The organism is Vibrio sp. F13, assembly GCF_020806305.2.
Classification (GTDB): domain Bacteria; phylum Pseudomonadota; class Gammaproteobacteria; order Enterobacterales; family Vibrionaceae; genus Vibrio; species Vibrio crassostreae_C.
The window spans coordinates 1400842-1417937 of record NZ_CP170176.1; the positions used below are offsets into that span (position 1 = coordinate 1400842).

Annotated in this window: 16 protein-coding genes and 1 pseudogene; 6 read left to right on the plus strand and 11 right to left on the minus strand. The window is 41.0% G+C overall.

Going from position 1 to position 17096, the window contains the following annotated elements:
* Position 1: 1 nt before the first annotated feature.
* Complete coding sequence (locus LMH68_RS21160) at positions 2-1657, minus strand: ATPase RavA domain-containing protein (protein WP_229648400.1); 1656 nt, start codon at positions 1655-1657, stop codon at positions 2-4.
* A gap of 288 nt (positions 1658-1945) precedes the next feature.
* Here LMH68_RS21160 and LMH68_RS21165 point away from each other — a divergent pair, with 288 nt between their 5' ends.
* The 4 genes and pseudogenes from LMH68_RS21165 to LMH68_RS21180 all read left to right on the plus strand — a co-directional run.
* Positions 1946-2461, plus strand: coding sequence for an NUDIX hydrolase (locus LMH68_RS21165; protein ID WP_123322394.1), 516 nt, complete (start codon positions 1946-1948; stop codon positions 2459-2461).
* Between the two features lie 17 nt (positions 2462-2478).
* Positions 2479-3483 carry a low-specificity L-threonine aldolase gene (ltaE, locus tag LMH68_RS21170; RefSeq protein ID WP_229648399.1) on the plus strand — a complete coding sequence of 335 codons (1005 nt, stop codon included), beginning with the start codon at positions 2479-2481 and terminating at the stop codon, positions 3481-3483.
* A gap of 89 nt (positions 3484-3572) precedes the next feature.
* On the plus strand, positions 3573-3890 hold the full coding sequence (locus tag LMH68_RS21175) for a c-type cytochrome (RefSeq protein WP_017064539.1): 318 nt from the start codon (positions 3573-3575) through the stop codon (positions 3888-3890).
* 137 nt (positions 3891-4027) lie between these two features.
* Positions 4028-4514 (plus strand): annotated as a pseudogene (locus tag LMH68_RS21180) (IS5 family transposase); the annotation flags it as partial.
* An 83-nt stretch (positions 4515-4597) separates the two neighbouring features.
* On the opposite strand, the gene LMH68_RS21185 reads toward LMH68_RS21180, so the two are convergent.
* Positions 4598-5518, minus strand: coding sequence for a LysR family transcriptional regulator (locus tag LMH68_RS21185; RefSeq protein ID WP_076668635.1), 921 nt, complete (start codon positions 5516-5518; stop codon positions 4598-4600).
* Between the two features lie 122 nt (positions 5519-5640).
* Between LMH68_RS21185 and LMH68_RS21190 the strand changes: the two genes are divergently transcribed.
* On the plus strand, positions 5641-6765 hold the full coding sequence (locus LMH68_RS21190) for a DUF1254 domain-containing protein (protein ID WP_017064536.1): 1125 nt from the start codon (positions 5641-5643) through the stop codon (positions 6763-6765).
* 77 nt (positions 6766-6842) lie between these two features.
* On the opposite strand, the gene LMH68_RS21195 is transcribed toward LMH68_RS21190, so the two are convergent.
* The 9 genes from LMH68_RS21195 to LMH68_RS21235 form a co-directional block, all read right to left on the minus strand.
* The gene (locus LMH68_RS21195) at positions 6843-7334 is read right to left on the minus strand and encodes a hypothetical protein (protein ID WP_229648398.1); all 492 of its coding nucleotides are present in this window, start codon (positions 7332-7334) and stop codon (positions 6843-6845) included.
* Positions 7335-7341: 7 nt separating this feature from the next.
* Positions 7342-7914 carry a hypothetical protein gene (locus LMH68_RS21200; protein ID WP_229648397.1) on the minus strand — a complete coding sequence of 191 codons (573 nt, stop codon included), beginning with the start codon at positions 7912-7914 and terminating at the stop codon, positions 7342-7344.
* A gap of 3 nt (positions 7915-7917) precedes the next feature.
* Positions 7918-8679 carry an AHH domain-containing protein gene (locus LMH68_RS21205; protein ID WP_229648396.1) on the minus strand — a complete coding sequence of 254 codons (762 nt, stop codon included), beginning with the start codon at positions 8677-8679 and terminating at the stop codon, positions 7918-7920.
* A gap of 7 nt (positions 8680-8686) precedes the next feature.
* Positions 8687-10195, minus strand: coding sequence for a PAAR-like domain-containing protein (locus LMH68_RS21210; protein WP_229648395.1), 1509 nt, complete (start codon positions 10193-10195; stop codon positions 8687-8689).
* A 148-nt stretch (positions 10196-10343) separates the two neighbouring features.
* Positions 10344-11135, minus strand: a complete 792-nt coding sequence (gene icmH, locus LMH68_RS21215) for a type IVB secretion system protein IcmH/DotU (RefSeq protein WP_017064531.1) — start codon at positions 11133-11135, stop codon at positions 10344-10346.
* On the minus strand, positions 11132-12457 hold the full coding sequence (tssK, locus tag LMH68_RS21220) for a type VI secretion system baseplate subunit TssK (RefSeq protein WP_102333589.1): 1326 nt from the start codon (positions 12455-12457) through the stop codon (positions 11132-11134). The genes icmH and tssK overlap by 4 nt, the downstream gene beginning before the upstream one ends.
* An 11-nt stretch (positions 12458-12468) precedes the next feature.
* Positions 12469-12969, minus strand: coding sequence for a type VI secretion system lipoprotein TssJ (tssJ, locus tag LMH68_RS21225; protein WP_229648394.1), 501 nt, complete (start codon positions 12967-12969; stop codon positions 12469-12471).
* A complete protein-coding gene (tagH, locus tag LMH68_RS21230; protein ID WP_229648393.1) occupies positions 12962-14458 on the minus strand; it encodes a type VI secretion system-associated FHA domain protein TagH in 1497 nt (498 codons plus the stop codon). The genes tssJ and tagH overlap by 8 nt, the downstream gene beginning before the upstream one ends.
* Before the next feature lie 9 nt (positions 14459-14467).
* Positions 14468-15073, minus strand: a complete 606-nt coding sequence (locus LMH68_RS21235; RefSeq protein ID WP_229648392.1) for a hypothetical protein — start codon at positions 15071-15073, stop codon at positions 14468-14470.
* 687 nt (positions 15074-15760) lie between these two features.
* On the opposite strand from LMH68_RS21235, the gene LMH68_RS21240 reads away from it, so the two are divergent.
* Entirely contained in the window at positions 15761-17074 is a 1314-nt protein-coding gene (locus LMH68_RS21240) for a type VI secretion system ImpA family N-terminal domain-containing protein (protein ID WP_102429258.1), read from the plus strand.
* The last annotated feature ends 22 nt before the right edge of the window (positions 17075-17096 follow it).

The window sequence follows — 17096 nt, forward strand, 5'->3', positions numbered from 1 at the left end:
CTTACTCGAAGTACTGGCTCATAAACTTAATACGCTGAGCAATCTTACTGCTCTTCACTTTGGTGGTTTCAAGATCTTGCGTTACCGCTTGCAAACTTGCTTCCATCGCTTTCGGTAAATCAGGGTCAATATAGTTATGAGGTAACGCATCATGGAATTCAGTGCGAACGCGTTTTAACTTGAATTCCGCTTCGGTTAACTGTTCTAGCGCTCTTTCAGCGCCACTTAACCACTTGTTATACAGTTCTTGATCCAAACCATCTGTGGTAACAACGCTCACCAAGACAGAGCGATTGGCAATGTCTTTAATCACTAATTGGTTCGAGGCATCTAAGTCGAGTTTTAAACGGCATAGGTTTTTATTTTCGTTTACGTAACCGTAAATATCGCCGTGACCTTCTTTAAGAACACGATCAAAATCGTCTTTGGCTACGTATACCCAACGGCTATCGCCTTTCTCTGATTCAGACACCGACATGTTGCTTTGTAGCATAACCAGTTTCACTAGATTGTAAGCACTGCCCACGCTGTACATTTTCGCGTTCTTGATGTCATTCTGGTAAACATCTTTACGCAACAAGCCACTAGTTGACTCCATAGAAAGTGACACCGACAACGTTGATTCAACATCGTCTTGAATCTCTTCTAACTCTTCACGAGACATTTCAATTTGAGCTTTCGACTCTTGTTGATCAAACGCTCGGTTCAATGCAAAGTCTTTCACCACGCTACGAACCACATCACGTGATTCTGGGCTATGCCACAAACAATCTTGCAGAAGCATAATATCCAGCGGGTTCACGCTATCGCGACCACTGAAGAACGCACTCGCTTTCAATAGTTTAACGGCCTTCTTCCAGCGTCTGTCTGATACATACAATTCTGACTCTGAAGCAGAGCCTTGCTTCTTAACCGTCTCTTCAAGCATGGTTTTTAGTTCAAACAACTTATCAAACGAATTGTCTGTCAGTTCCAGCTTATCGAGCTCTTTCTGCCATTGATGGTATTCAATGTCCGTAATCGCCAAACCTTTTGGAATTACCGCTTCTTGAGAAGTACCCGTCGTCAGCATCGATTTGAAGTTTTGTTTGTTTTGAATACGGTTCACGAACACGCGTACCAACATACGGTCATAAAGTGCTTCCAAGCCGCTGTCTTCATCTGGAAGTTCGTTGGATGCCGATACTAGTAGACGCATCGGTACACGTTCAATATCACTGCCGTTTTTGAAAGTCTTTTCGTTAACGACAGTAAGTAGCGTGTTTAGGATTGCAGGGCCGGCTTTCCAGATCTCATCGAGGAAGACGACTTGTGCAGTTGGTAGGTAGCCTTCGGTTAGTCTTACGTAACGACCGTTGTCTTTTAATTCTTGGATACTTAGTGGGCCGAACACTTCCTCGGGAGTAGAGAAACGAGTCATCAAATATTCGAAATAGCTGCTGTTATCAAAAGCCTGAATGAGACGTTTCGCGATAAGGCTTTTTGCGATGCCCGGAGGGCCTAATAGAAACACGCTTTCACCAGCCAAAGCAGCCAGTAAACAAAGCTTAATAGTGTCTTCTCTTTCGTAGACACCATCAGACAGAGCATGCGCTAATTTATTGATTCTTTCAGAGAGTAGCGCCTTGTCAGCATGTGAAGAAATAGAAGGGTTCATGCGTTACTCCGAAAATCTTTGAACAGTTGAGAGTGTAGAATTGTTTTTATACATTTGTTAGCGCTTTGTTACAAGTGCATTTTATTATTGAGTTGCATTTATATCAGATGGTTACGTCGGTAATTTTGGCGCAATCATAGATTCCAATTATGAGAGTAACATCACGAACGGCGTGAAACTAAATCTATTGCTAACCCTAATTTTTCTTTTATTTTCGACACCATAGACGTTATGGTGGTGCACGTCTTCCGTTATACGAAAAATTGGCAAGGAATGTGGCCAGACTGCATGAGTAAAGTTATCCATAAATGGAAAAGTATTTCTCTCATAGAAGAGAACGTGACGCTCCCTACGAACGTCGTGGTAAAACATACAACAATAAACCACCCTGGCGCGGCAGTTATTCTTCCTATCACTTCGTCTGGAACAATCATCCTCATTAACCAATTCCGCCCTTCTCTTAAGAAATGGCTTTTGGAACTACCTGCAGGCACGATGGAAATTGATGAGTCACCTCTTCAATGTGCCCAGCGTGAATTGGAAGAAGAAACCGGTTACAGCGCAACTTCCTTTCAAAGCTTGGGGCAAGTCACCCCTTTGGCTGGCTTCTGTGATGAAATACAGTATCTGTTTGTCGCAAAAGACTTAAGCCTCACTACCCGCTTTGAATGTGATGAAGATGAAGTCATAGAAGTGCTCGAACTAAGCTTAGAAGAACTGCAAGATAAAATACGACACGATCAAATCACCGATACAAAAACTATCGCTTGTTTAAGTAAAGCCCAACTCTGCGGCTACCTATAACACTCTAGGAGAGAAACATGGACTTTCGTTCTGATACCGTAACTAAACCCTCACAAGCTATGCGCGATGTAATGGCAAACGCAGAAGTCGGTGATGATGTATATGGTGATGACCCAACAGTAAACGAGCTTGAGCAGTGGGCAGCCAACGAAACGGGCTTTGAAGCCGCTATGTTCACCTCTTCAGGTACGCAAGCCAACCTACTCGGCCTAATGGCGCACTGTGAGCGTGGTGATGAATATCTATGTGGTCAACAGGCGCACAACTACAAATACGAAGCCGGTGGCGCGGCGGTATTGGGCTCGATTCAACCTCAACCAATCGAGAACAACCCAGACGGCACTTTAGATTTTAAAAGGCTTGCTGCTGCGATTAAGCCAGACGACAGCCACTTTGCTCGTACTAAGCTTCTTAGTTTAGAAAACACGATCAATGGTAAAGTGCTGCCAATGTCTTACCTAGCGGAAGCTCGTGAGTTCGTAAACCAACATGGTTTACAGATGCACTTAGACGGTGCACGCGTATACAATGCGGCAGTCGCGTTAGACGTTCACATTAAAGAGATCGCGCAACACTTCGATTCGATGACGATTTGTTTATCTAAAGGTTTAGGTGCTCCGATTGGCTCTCTGCTACTTGGTAGTAAAGAGTACATCGGTAAAGCACGTCGACTACGTAAAATGGTTGGTGGCGGTATGCGTCAAGCAGGCATTCTTGCTGCAGCAGGTAAAATGGCACTGACTGAGAACGTTGCTCAACTTAAAGCTGACCACGAGAACGCGAAAAACCTAGCGATCGGCCTAAGCAAGTTAGAAGGCTTTTCTGTTAACCCTGATTTCATTCAAACTAACATTGTGTTTGCTAAATTAGATGAATCAGTAGATATCAACCGCATCGCACGAGAGCTAGGTGAACAAGGTATTACTATGTCACCAGGTAATCCTGTTCGCTTTGTTACTCACCGTGATATTAGTACAGAAGACATTGCTCGATTCCTAACGGAATTAGAAAAAGCGCTGTAACTCTCAGCAAAGTTCTCATCTATCGCTATTAATACTTGAGCTTCCCCTAAGGGGAAGCTTTATACTTTTGTTTTCACAGGAGTATATACGTGTACAACAAGTATCTAATCTTACTAACTGCTTCCCTCTCTTTCACACTTCACGCAGACAACTTTGGTGATCCAGAACTCGGTAAACTGAAATCCCCGAGTTGTGTTTTTTGCCATTCAGTTGCTGGCGACAACACGAATAAAAACTCCCCAGACCTTAAAGGGCAAGACCGCCTCTATTTGTTCAATACTATGACAATGTATAAGAACGACCAACGTGAAGGTGCCTACGCTGACATGATGAAGGCTCAATTAAGTCGACTTTCTGAACAAGATTTAAAAGATATTGCTGCCTATTATTCTTCATTATCTAGATAGCGTTCTATTCCATATCGAGAGTTGGCTTTGTTGTGTAATTCAATCGAACTAAACCTAGAACCTACGACCTGTTCAGCTACGCCCACCCCCTCTCGTAGCTCTGTGCCTAAACCTCGTTACAATACAACCAATCATTTATTAATCGAGGCTTTCTGACCTTTTGGATTGATAAAGGGTGGACGCAGAGCAAACAGAATAAGCGCGCGTTTAGGCCATATCGGTTCAATGATTTAGCTATCACGACAGCACTCATGGTGAAACGAGTTTTCTCTATGCCACTGACAGCGCTGCAAGGATTTGTAGTCTCGATATTTTGGTTAGCCCATGTGCCGTTAAGTTGTCCGCATTACACCTACATCATTCGTAGAGCCAAGCAAGTTGAGGCCTCATAAGACTAAAGCTAGAGGAGCAATACGGCACCTAGCCATCGATGCTACTGGCCTTAAGGTTTATGGTGAATGTGAATGGAAAGTCAAAAAACACGGGACGGATGGGAAGCGTAGAGTCTGGCGAAAGCTTCATATTGCAGTCAATACAAACACACATGAGCTCGTTGCCGCCGAGCTAAGTTTATCAACGGTTACAGATAGAGAATTACCCCCGAACTTACTGAAACAAACTCGTTGAAATATCCTTGAAGTACCTGGTGATGGCGCTCACTCTAAGAAAAAGCGATGTATCGAGTTAAACAGTTGCCAGGAGGACAACTAACCTAACCCATCAACCAACTGGACTATGTTTTCATGTAGCCACAAGTAGAAAGGATCTGACTCCCTTTTTTTGTGTTGATAAAGCAAAATCTGCTTGCTATTGAATGATGGGAGCCTCGCATGACTAACTTCAACTAGGTTATGTGTATTATCGATATACAGTTCTGAAGTTGGAAATAGAGCCTCGGTTTGCGCTGCCACAGCTGCGACATTTGAGATTATTTCGGAACGAAAGACTTCGTTATAATTCAATCCTCTTTGCACCAACATGTTTTCCATCATCCCCTCTTTTTCATTCCACTCAGCCAACTGTGCAATTGCAAATCGACATTCTGAAAGATATTCAAATTCTACAATCTTCTTCAGATGAATAGGATGGGATTTATTCGCATACAACTTAAAGTGATCTTCGGCCAAATGTTTATGCAATATGGCCTTGCTGCCTATTGGGACGTCGTAATTAATGCCTAACTGAATGTTATCTTTCGCTAAATTATCAAGCGTATTCTGGTTCCATATGTGGCAAGAAAATGTCACGTTCGGCGCATGCTTGGCAAGGAATAGAAACAAGATATGAGGCAATGACTGTCCTAAAAGCGGATTAATGGCCAAAGAGATATGCCCAGCGTGGCTGTACGCGTCGAACTTCTTTACCGGAGTTAATGTTTTCTCTAGCAGCGCAATTAAGTCAGGGAGTGACTCTGCGATTTGATTACACCTGTAGGTAGGTTTCATTCCTTGTGGAGTCGAAACAAAGAGCTCATCATCAAGCTGCTCTCGAAGTTTCCGTAACTTCCGACTCACAGAAGGCTGAGCAAGAAAAAGTCGCTCCGCAGCATGGGTAACATTTTGCTCTTCTATCAAAACATGTAGAACCTTAAGTAGGTTCAAATCGATCTTGTTTAGCGCAGCTTTCAAAGTACCAACCTCACAGGTATAACATATTTGTCATACCTGTGATTCTATATAGTCATTTCATAAATACCAAACTTTTACTTACCATTACCTCAACTTAATAAAACAGAATATGGTATTTAAAAATGAAAAAAACTCTACTTTCTTTATTAGTGGTCACGTCTTTCTCTACGGTTGCAGGAACGTCCACAACCAGCTTTAACAATGAAGATAAATCAATTGAAGACGTCTTTGCTAACATTGACTCTTCTTCGTGGGCGGTAAACCCAGAAGATCATGGTATGACGGTGCATGAGTACATAAACCAAGAAGGCATTTGGTTTGCTGACAATTTTGCTCGCAACTTTAAGTTAGGCTTAAACAACCTTCATCACTTCAAAGAACTGGCGAACAAAGACACTCGTTGGGTTGTATCACCATCCATTGATCACTTGTACTCAATGGGCGTTATCGATACCTCCAAACCATTTACAGTCGTTGTACCTGAGAACGATGGGAAATTGGTTACACTTCACCTTCAAGATATGAACCACACTCAACCATTTTATAAGGTTGGCGCAGGAACTTACGAGTTCACTCCTGAAATGTTCGATACAAAATATGTGCTGATAGGCTTGCGTTTTGCGACAGATGGAACAAAACAAAACGTTAAACGGATTACAGAAGAGCTTCAGCCGAAAGTGAAAATTATCGGTGGTGGTCAAGATCTTGAAGGATTGCCAAAGCCAAACACTGAGGCTATGGAAGCAGTTCGTACTGCATTAATGCCAGAATACGATAAGTTAAATGACACATACGATACAGTTCAATACCGAGCGCAAGATGTGACTGACTGGGAAAAGACTACTTACACAATTGCTGGAGCGTTCGGCCTATCGACAGCTGACACCGCAATGTATGCACCTTACGCACTAGAGAATGCCAAAGGTGAACAATGTTACCAAGCGACATACGAAGCACCTAAATTAGCTAGTGACCTAGGTTATTACTCAATCACTGTCTACGATTCAAAAGGTTATCTCATGTCGAACGAGAATAACATCGTTTCGACCAATCAAGGACTGACGCAAAACGAAGACGGTACATTCACGGTGGTATTCGGTGGTTTAGACTGTAAAAAACATGCGGATGGTAATAACGTAAACTTTGCTTACACCCCTAAAGACAACTGGTCTTTCTTATTACGTGTCTATCAACCTAACGTTGAATCAATGAAGGTATACACCCTGCCCGAGATTGAAAAGATCTAAGTGCTTAACTATTGCTATGTATCAGAAGTTAACGTAACCAGTATGACTTAAAAAAAAGCGCCTCAGGCGCTTTCATTTTATACATCTCGAACCCAAACATCATTAACATGTTGCTTAAGTAAATCAATCACGCTTTGGTGAATAAAAACCAAACCATAATCTTCTTCTAGTTTGAAGATCAGCCTTTCTTCTAGTGGAATATTCTCAAACTTAGAAAAATCAAACTCGGTATTTTCAGCATCTATCCAATTAAGCTTACCAAACTGCTTTTCTTGATTCGTCAATTTGTAAGTTTGGTGAATGTAAGGCATCCGATAGTCTTCATACACCTTAATTTGATCATCAGATGGCTGGCTTGGGGAGCAATCGACACGAGCATCTAACCATTCCACACCGTGCACAACCAATTGTTCTACTTTTGAAGCGATATCGCCAATAACAAAAAGCTTTGGTGAAAAAGTCATTTCCAGTAATAAGTCTGGTTCGACAGGTACAATTGGCTTTGGAGTTTGTTGAAATGGAAACTCTGTTAAGTTTTGCTTTGATAAAACACTATATTGATTTTTCATTATCGCCTCAATATTTCGGTACTTCTTGATTGCAATCTAGCTTAAACATCCTCAAATCAGAATAACGGTCATCTTTAGCTACTAGATCGTAAATTTCCTCACAAAACACTGTCGCAGTATCAGCGCCTTGCACCCTAAACAAAATACGTTTTTGGAAAGGTATTTGTACTATCTTATCTTTTGACAAATACAACTCCATAACAAGGATTTTGTTTCTCTTAGGAGATTTTCTAGTTCGAGACTTAACATCGTCAATAACATCAATAACATTGTTAAGAGCAAGTAAATATCTATCAGTCAACGAGCCATCACTTAATTTTAGTGTCGCTGGGTAGCACTCTATACCATAAGGGTCAAAGCTCATCACGATCTCAGCAAACTCCTTGGTAACACAAAGATCCCCATTATCGGCTATATTTCCAACTTGCTTAGTCGAACCGTCCAGTGCTTCCCACACTATTGGTGATTTCGAGCTCGTAGGTTCATATTCGGATTTACTATATAGTGGCTCTCTATTATCGATACATGTAAAGCTCGTACTAGAAACTTGAAAGTTTTCACTAATTATTGAGAATTTCATAGCTTACTGTTGTTCTCCTATCGTCTTCAACGAACTGCCTTCATAGCAAAATGCCTTTACCTTTTCTTTAGTCGGTACCGATCTTCTGTAACTAACATCACTCAAATCGTAATGGTTTCGATCACCACCGGAGTTCCTACAAAAATGACATCCGGTGCCTGTATTACTGAGGTGTCTTCCTCGGGCTATCAAGTGAAGTTTATGATTTCCGATTAAGTCTGCAATATCAAGGGATAGTTCATCTAGAGTATCTACGTACTCTTGAGCATTAGTATCGCAATCTACACTTTTTAGTTTTTTTGCAAGCATAGAAGCTACGACTTTATGATACCCAGATAGACTTGTAATCAACGACAAGTCCCCTTCTAATAATTCAGATTTAAACGAATTCGTTTCATTAGCAACATTGGCCTCCAAAGATGAAAGATCTTGCACAATGCTAGTACCCGTTTCTGCCTGATAGTACTCTTCTAAACGTTGATCCGTGTGTCCTGATTTGTGTAGAGGTACCCTATATTGGCATGAAACCTGGTCGATTGTAGGTAAGAAAGTTAAGTTAAACAGGTAGTTTATATCATAACCTTTGTACACGATTTGCTTCTTTCGAACGCTCGATAATTTCTTCGCTACTTCACAAGAAATCAAGTGGTGAGCCGCTACCGAGTATGCTTGAAAGTTTAAAGGGTGTTTATCTCTAACTGAACTAATTTTCTTTGTTTTTAGGCTCGAACGGGACCAACGTCCTTTATCTGTTTGTATACCCATATAGACCTCACATCTTTAATGCTTCTTGACATTGACCTTTCTTTTTACCAGCAATTCTGCAGCAGACCTTACACTTAACTTCTTTTTTGTCTTTTTCCTCATTAGTTTTATCCGCACTCTTCCCTGACTGAGCAGATTTACCAGTGTTGTGCTTAACTTTTGCAGGATAAGCTCGCTCGCCTTTACCCAAAATTCGAGCGAATAACTGGTCAAACTCACCCATCGCTTCTTTTAGTTTATCTGGCACCATTTTATCGATTGTTTTCACTTCGTCGGCTAACTTTAAGAAGTACTCTGCTAGTTCATCAGCTCCCATGCGATTAGCGTAAGAAGCAAGCTCACTCGCCACTTCAATACAAGGTTTTAGAACATCCGATACAATATTGCTCGCCTGCTTGGCGTAATCAACCCATTTTAATGTACGCAAGAACTTTTCTGGATCACCTTTGCCCATCCCCCGAAGTACCGCGAGTAAAGTGTCTTTCGATGTGCCCTTACCACCTTTCAAAGCGACTTTACATGTACCTTTAACTGCACTACCAAACGTTGGAACACAGCCAATCAAAGTCAAAGAGAGTGCCAACCAATTTTCTGGCTTATCTCGCTCTTCTTCACTTAATAGTGTCATGATATTTGCTGAGAGGTCTCGTACATCCGCTGCTTGGTCTACGACGGGGATCATTGTCAGCGCTGTGTTTGCAATGATTTGCTCTACCGATGCATCATCATTAAAGTCACCTAAAATTACCCCCCAGATCCAGCTGGCAGCGCCAGACATTCTCTTCCAAGAATTTTCCCAGAAACCAACCTCACCTCGTTTGGCTTCTTCAATAATTAATTGGGCATTCGCATTTGGGTTGAAATTAGGGTTGGTTTTAGTTGGGATGTTTGGCATGAATTCGCGACTATCTTCACCATAGTCAATGTTAAATTCACCAGGTGCAACCCCACTCACCGAAGCTTTGCCTACATTATCTAATGTACCTTCAAAGGAAGCGCCGGTTTGATCAATCAGTTTATATGTAGCCCCTTGAACAGGTTCTCCATCAGAATAAGAAAGAAACAGGTCTACCGTATACGTCCCTTCTTGCTCTTCTGTCACAGAAACCGAAGGGTTTTGAGCACCGCCTAAACACATGGTGTTGGCTTTATTCATGGTCATTTGATCAGAAAGGCGGCATACACCGACACCTTCGAACTTAACGGTAGGAGAAGCTGATATGAATTCGGCCTCGGCTTCAATAGTGCCTGAGGCTACGCCCTTTTTATCACCACCTGCATCGCCAGTACTGGCGCTGAATTTACTGCCTTTAATAGCAATGCTGTTACCGCCATCCATAGAGACGGTCGTGGTGCCGCCTACTAAATCGGCGGACTTTGCATTGTTACCATAAGGGATAGGAACAACAGGTTTGCCGACTGTTGTTAAACAAACATCAGGGAGTGTTGCGTTCGCTTCTCCTCCTGAGCCTTGATGAACTACGCTGAGTCCATTCGCACAAACTGTTACGCCCATAGTAAATCCAATTAAATTCCAATAGATGTATGATAAAAGAGATCGCAGGCTGCAATCTCTCTAAGTACGTAGTGAAAATGAAGGATGAGACTGTTACTTCGAGTCTATTTTTAAAAACGGACAGAAGATCTCACAATTAAATCTGATGCTACTGATACACATCCAAAAGCTGCTGAAATTTTAGGTCAATAACCAAGTAAGTCGCAGCATACATAACGCCAAAGATGACAGTACTGACGCCAAGAATTAACTTAGGGGAAATAACCCGTTTGAGCGGTTTTTTTAAGTACTTCGCCTTTAAGTTAACTAACGTTACTTTTTCCTGCTCAGCTAAACGCTCGTCTCTAACTAAGCGATAGATAGTATTTCCTATCTCTGAAAGCTTTTCGTTGCCACGCTCTTCTCGACCATACTTGCCTTGGAACCCTAGCTGCAGCAACAAATAGAGGAATTCTATTACGTGTCTATATTTTCGAGGGTCAGCTTTTAAGCGCTCTAAGATGGTGAAGAACTTGTCGCCACCCGATGTTTCGTTATGAAACTCAGACAACAAACTATTTGTACTCCAATGACTGTTCGCCCCCCACTCTTGTCGACATACAGATTCGTCTATCGCAGCACATAAGCAATAGCGTATGACCAATATTGATGCTCGATCCAACTCCATTTCATTGAGCTTTCGCTCACCTTTGCGAATTTCTCGTGCAACTTGTTCTCTAAAAGGGCCAGGGTCGTCCAACCAAGGAATCGAAGACATGCATGAGAGACTGGCGATTAACCAAGTAAACTGATCGACCAAAGGATTAACACCCATACTCTCAACATTTAGGTCTCTTACCGCAATATTTCTAGATAAATCAGGTGCAGGCATCACCTCCATTGGCTTGCCTGGCTCTGGTTGAAATAGTACTACTGTGACATCGTTTTCGGCGTAACTCATAGGCGTACAGCCCAAAGCTGTAGTGACAAGTTCGCGAAGTCACCTGCAATATGGACAGCGATGGCAGCTGTGTTATTCAATGCATTCCATTCGTCACTCGCTTTATCGAGCTCAAAATAGGTATAACCTGCATGATAAGGCAACGCTCGAGGTACCACTGGCATTGGTTTCATTTCAATGCCCGGCAATTGTAAGTTAATTAGATCGCGAATATTGTCGATCGAACCAATCTTAGTTTGGCTCACAAATTGTGTATGTAAAATATCAAGCGGTACGTCTGCTTTAACAGCAAGAATAAACGTCGTAGATTCGACAATTTTACTGTCTGGAATTGCTGCTGTTCGAATTCCGTAGCTTTGCTCTCTCAATGTTAGAGGTATTGCGCGTTGCTCTGACATCACACTGAGTGTCATTTTCGCGCTATCAAGTGTCCGAGATAAACAATCAGTAAGTTGGCTGTGGTTATATTTGGTGAACTCTTGTGGTCTGCGAGATGCAGAACACAATGTGGATAATTCACCCTCAGCTTGTAATAGGATTCGGTAAAACGACTCTGGGTGAACACCCTCTACGCTTGCAAAATGCCAGAACAACGGTTCGTAGCGATTTAAGGCTTGTAACAACATAAAGTCAGCAACAGACGATACGCCCTGTTGGTCAACCACCCCCAAACGCTGAACTATAGATTCTGCTCTATGTTTGAGCATTGACGCGAATTCAGTCGCGAACTTGCTTAAAACGGTAGAAGCATGAATATCAATACACGTCGGGATATAGTTCTCATCCAAAATGATGCTTCCGTCGGGCTTCACTTCGGAAATTTTTAAAATGGGTATCGATGTATAAGAACTCTTATCTTCGTGGTCGTACATTAAGAAGAAGTTAAGTTTACCCACCACAATACTTGCCATATCTTCTGATTCATAACATGCATCGACGGCTTCTTGGGTCTCCATGTTATAACGAGCACCGTCACCATTACCTCCAAAGAGTTCCGAACGCTCTGATGGTAGTGGGCAACATAAGTACACCACTTTATCCGCAATAGATGGGTCAACATCTCTTACTTCTGGAAGTTCAGCAAGAAGCGGTAAATCAAATGGCGTGCGGTCTTGTAATATACCTTCTGCTCGTGTGATTCCGATTTTTCCTAATGCCAATAGCTCAGTATTAATCTCAATTTTTTTTACTCCCCAATGTAATGGAGAGCTATTAGAGCTAAGCATGTTAGATAACTTACTTTGAGATCGGTCTAGTTGTTGGAAATGTTGAGGCTTCATGAACATACCATCTTGCCAAACAACTGGATTATATAAAGACATTCGTCAGTTCCTTAAAAATACGTCTGTTCAATACCACGAGTATTGTTCGAAGATAATTCGCTACCCTCAAGTTTTAGTCTGAGGAAGTACTCACTTTTTTCTTCGATCACTTCGACCTTCCGCCAAGATGAGCCATTGATATCGCGGAATGCGACAGAAAAACCCAATGCTCTAGTTGTTGGGTCTAACTCTAGAATCTCGTGCAACTTGTCTCCTGGTTGCAGCTGATATTCGTACCGTTTAATGTATTCATCCCCCAAGGAGGCCTTATCATTTTCGAACAAAGCGAAGAAATCCAAACTACGAAATAAAACAGGTGAAGTGAGTTCATGAACTCTCAGAATGACCGGCGAAGATTGTCCCTGCTCTCGTACATTGAGAAGTTCTGACGCTTCTATCACGAGTTCAATTGAAGATGTTTCTGGTGTAATTCCAGATGATTCTTTAAATTGCTCCCACATAGAGCAACCTGATAATAGAAACAAGGTAATGGGGATTATAAGTTTACGCATGATCAGCTTTTGCAACCTTACTGTATCTGTCTTTCATCAACGCTTTAAATGTCGACTCATTGAATTGTCGAGTATTCTGCTCATAATGTTCGCTGTACTTTTGCCATAGCTTTGACTTACTAAGGAAGCGCGTTTCCTGGCTTAAAGTGTTTGCAAACTGCTGAGGATCATTCACTTTTAGTTGCTCCAATACCAAATCGTTAATTGCCTTCGCATATAAGGTATCGTGCTCGCTAAGTTCATCCAGTATCTGTTCAATTAGCTCATTTGGAGCCAATAGATTTTGACTATTTAGCGTTAACATCAATGTAGTTAGGCTAAGATCATTGTGAGCAAAGGAGCTTTCGTCAGTAAGCTCTTCAACACTCTGTAAATCTTTGTACAAATTATCGATACACAATCGCAAACAAGCGCCCATTTGTTTAAAAAATAAAGCGTCATGTTTCGTGTCAGACTCTAAATCAACACCCAGTCCTTCAAAGAATGCATGTGTTACATTTTCATGTTCGTAAGAAGTTTCACTCAATGCGGTATTACTCTGAGTTCTACTCTCACTTTCAACAGGCTGCTCTTGTGGTTCGGTATGAGGGACAAACTCTTGTGTCACCTCTTCCCACTTGTGGCTTTGTATATTTGCGAAATTAGGGATAATAGTAACAGGCGGTACTTTTGTCGGTTTACGCTTGGGAACATCTGAACTGCCGGTAAGCGTATCTGACTTAAAATCGGTACCTTCAATGTTTGTTGGTTTTAAACGGTTCGGTATCTTAGTTTGATCATCAGCGATGTCTTGAGCATTCAGGTTCGCCTGCTGTTCTTCTTCCATCCCCATCCAATCTTCAGGAATCAGACTAGGGAGGTCGAACTCAGAATGGATGCTTAAACTGTCATCAACAACTTGCCTTTGTGGTTCTATCGATGACTTCATAAGATTTTTTTCGTTACTTTCGTCTCGGACCAAATAATCATCATCTCTCTGCATTGAGAATTTTAAGTGCTCGACGGGATCATGAGTATCTACTCCATCAGGTTTCGTTTCCATGAAGAGATCTTCAAGCGCGCCTGCCTCAGTCTCTTCTTCAACAACGGACTCTTCCAAGTTCATTAAAGGGTCTGTAGAGTCTCTTTCTGGCGCTATTTCAGAAGCTATGTCGTATGAAGTCGTTACCAACTCAAGAGAAATACTCACTTCATATTGACCTAAAGACACTCTATCACCGTCACACAATGAGACAGGTTGATTCTTCAGGATTTTATTCCCATTAACCAACGTTCCATTGGTGCTGATATCGCTAATGTAATAGGTATCTCCATATATGCTTAAAAGGCAATGTGTACCTGATATAAAACGATTATGATCAGTCAATGAAACTGTACATCCAGCTTCACGACCGATAGAACCACCTTCTTCAGGCATTTCTATGCTCTTAGATCCAACGTATTCTTCTGGGCACTTTGAGATCACCAAAACCAATTGATTTATACGCATGAATAGCCTTTAAAACAGAAGAGAAACACTAAACTCGACACCACCTAGACCTTCGTTATAAAAAGGTAAGATGTATGAAGCTTGCGGGATTATTTGTAAATGAGCGTCTGGGTTACTTCCTAACTTGATCACACTACCAAAAGTCACAACAGCGCCAGCTTCAAATTGATCGATATCTTCAAGTTGTTCGCCGTCACGAAAGCCTTGGTCGTCAACTTTCCAACGGTTTGAGTATTGCGAGTAACCTAAAGACAAGCCTGCACCTATATAAGGTGTGAACACCGACCAGCTACCTAAAGCATACTGAGGCACAATACGAAATTCGTAATTGGTTACCTCGTTATAAACGCCATTCTTTGGAGCTTCGATGTCGTCTTCAGCCAAATAATTAAAACCTAGCCACCAACGCCATCGGTTGTTACTTTCATCAATTGGACGTGTATGGACGAACCCGTAACGCAGAGCATCTACTTGTCCACTCGGCCCTTCATCATATTCTATAGTGTCTATGCTCAGCATATTTACTGAACCACCATATCTTTCACCCTTCGCGATTGCGATGGACGAAAAAAGGCACATTGTGGATATTAGACCGATTTTACTTAGGTTTCGCATGCTTCCCTCTGAGTTCATCCATATATTAACTAGATGCGCAAGATAGCAAGTATTATGTCTTTTACAATAAGGAGACTCTCTCACCCTCTAATTACGACATTATAACTAGCAAAAAAAGCGATATATCTACAAGAAAATGCATTACGAATAATTACAAATAAAATTCATTTATAAAATCAAAACTATCAATAATTGAAAAATCAAACGACCAACAACCATCCAAAGAAAGAAGGTTGTTCAATACAAGAAAATTAGCATTTACAAAATTCAAAAAACCTAACATGCCACTTTTTTATCTTTAACCTATAGCATAATCATTTACAGCATTTTTCTAATTTAGTGTTAGTTAATATTTATGCAATCATTGACAATGAGTAATTATTAATCAATAAAGCACCACACGTAGGAATAGTTAGATTCATATTATTTCTCCCCAAAAAGACCATAAATGTGACTTTTATCACTGAAATTTTATAAAGCCTAGTCGTAAATTGTTACATTTTTTGATCTTTTTGTGAATAACGTCACATAGTGCTGAAATTAAGAACTTTTCAAATCTTTTAACATTCAAGGATTCTGTTTGACTATAGAATCCTTGAAAAATATAAATAAAAAACAAGCGAGGCTAAATTTATTAGTTATCGCTAAATTTCGATTTCGTTATATATACAGTTGGATATCAAGATTATGTTCTCCTCAGATTTCACAAGACGGCCTATTGACGAAGAAAAGCCTAGCGGAACTAACCCAAACGCATTAGATGATTTTACAGAGATAAAACGTCAAATTAATAACCTTAATAAGGTGACAGGGAGAGTCTCTTGGAAAAAGGTTCAGTCTCTTTCAAAAACGATACTTTCGAAAAACAGCAAAGATTTCCGTTGTAGTTGCTACTTTACTGTCGCAGCAACACATAATGATGGCTTAAAAGGTTTAGCTGAAGGACTCAGTTCTATTCTGGACTTATGCGTCGTTTATTGGTTTACCGCATATCCAGAAGTTACAAAATCAAACGCAAGGATTGGGGCGATAGACTGGATGGTTGAACACACAGAAAAACGAATAAAGTCGATTAAAACAAACCCCGACGACGTACTGCTGATCGAAACTTGCCATCGCTTATGTATGAGAATTGAAGAAGAACTAAGACTACATTACGGTATAAAAGCACCTTCATTAGGTGGGGTACGTCGAATCTTAAAGCAATGGGTTGATGAACATAAAGAGACCGAAGCAAACCTGCGCGAAGCAGAGAATCAACGAAAGTACCGAGCTCCAGAAGAAAATAAACAACCAACACCAGTGGCTCAACCATCAACCATTAAAATTGATGTGTCAAATAAGCAATCTGCAACAACATCGAAAGTCGACGATAAAACACCCTCTAATTATTTAGTCGTCTACCTGTTAGCCGGATTTCTTGCTTTAGCATTGTCCTCTCACTTCTTTTATAAGCAATACCAACTAAAAGATCTGACTAAACAAATCATCACATCTGATATCTCACAACTTAATGAAATAGCACATTCATTAAGATATGAATATGCTCCTATTTCTCAAGATGTTAGACCTAATGTCGTAAACCAATTAGACACACTAATGAAAGGTTGGGTTGCCGATCCAATCAAAGTGTATCAGATCGATATTTTAGACCGATTGACGCTTGATTTGACCAAGCTGTATCCGGACTCGTCTTCTATTCTACGATTACGCCAAGAGTTCACCAATGAACAAGAAAAGTTAAACACAGATTACGCCCAACTTCACCGACGCTTTTCTAACGCCAGGACTGTATTTGCGAATGTAATTAGGGGAAGTGAAAGTAAAAAGACAGCACGAGCTTATGAGTACAGTAACTCTCTTTTTCCATTGATTGGCCGCATTGAATATGCAGAAAAAGAACAACAACAAAAAGAACTACAGAAATCTCTTCGGATACTGAACGTCTATTTACACAAAATAAAAACCTTAGAATCAGATCTGTCAGCAAATAAACCGTAAAACTCATAAAACCGTCTTAAGA

Excerpts from the sequence above, each read along its gene's own strand:
- LMH68_RS21160 (WP_229648400.1), bottom strand. The coding sequence starts at position 1,657 with ATGAACCCTTCTATTTCTTCACATGCTGACAAGGCGCTACTCTCTGAA.
- LMH68_RS21165 (WP_123322394.1), top strand. The coding sequence starts at position 1,946 with ATGAGTAAAGTTATCCATAAATGGAAAAGTATTTCTCTCATAGAAGAG.
- ltaE (WP_229648399.1), top strand. The coding sequence starts at position 2,479 with ATGGACTTTCGTTCTGATACCGTAACTAAACCCTCACAAGCTATGCGC.
- LMH68_RS21190 (WP_017064536.1), top strand. The coding sequence starts at position 5,641 with ATGAAAAAAACTCTACTTTCTTTATTAGTGGTCACGTCTTTCTCTACG.
- LMH68_RS21195 (WP_229648398.1), bottom strand. The coding sequence starts at position 7,334 with ATGAAAAATCAATATAGTGTTTTATCAAAGCAAAACTTAACAGAGTTT.
- LMH68_RS21200 (WP_229648397.1), bottom strand. The coding sequence starts at position 7,914 with ATGAAATTCTCAATAATTAGTGAAAACTTTCAAGTTTCTAGTACGAGC.
- LMH68_RS21205 (WP_229648396.1), bottom strand. The coding sequence starts at position 8,679 with ATGGGTATACAAACAGATAAAGGACGTTGGTCCCGTTCGAGCCTAAAA.
- LMH68_RS21210 (WP_229648395.1), bottom strand. The coding sequence starts at position 10,195 with ATGGGCGTAACAGTTTGTGCGAATGGACTCAGCGTAGTTCATCAAGGC.
- icmH (WP_017064531.1), bottom strand. The coding sequence starts at position 11,135 with ATGAGTTACGCCGAAAACGATGTCACAGTAGTACTATTTCAACCAGAG.
- tssK (WP_102333589.1), bottom strand. The coding sequence starts at position 12,457 with ATGTCTTTATATAATCCAGTTGTTTGGCAAGATGGTATGTTCATGAAG.
- tssJ (WP_229648394.1), bottom strand. The coding sequence starts at position 12,969 with ATGCGTAAACTTATAATCCCCATTACCTTGTTTCTATTATCAGGTTGC.
- tagH (WP_229648393.1), bottom strand. The coding sequence starts at position 14,458 with ATGCGTATAAATCAATTGGTTTTGGTGATCTCAAAGTGCCCAGAAGAA.
- LMH68_RS21235 (WP_229648392.1), bottom strand. The coding sequence starts at position 15,073 with ATGCGAAACCTAAGTAAAATCGGTCTAATATCCACAATGTGCCTTTTT.
- LMH68_RS21240 (WP_102429258.1), top strand. The coding sequence starts at position 15,761 with ATGTTCTCCTCAGATTTCACAAGACGGCCTATTGACGAAGAAAAGCCT.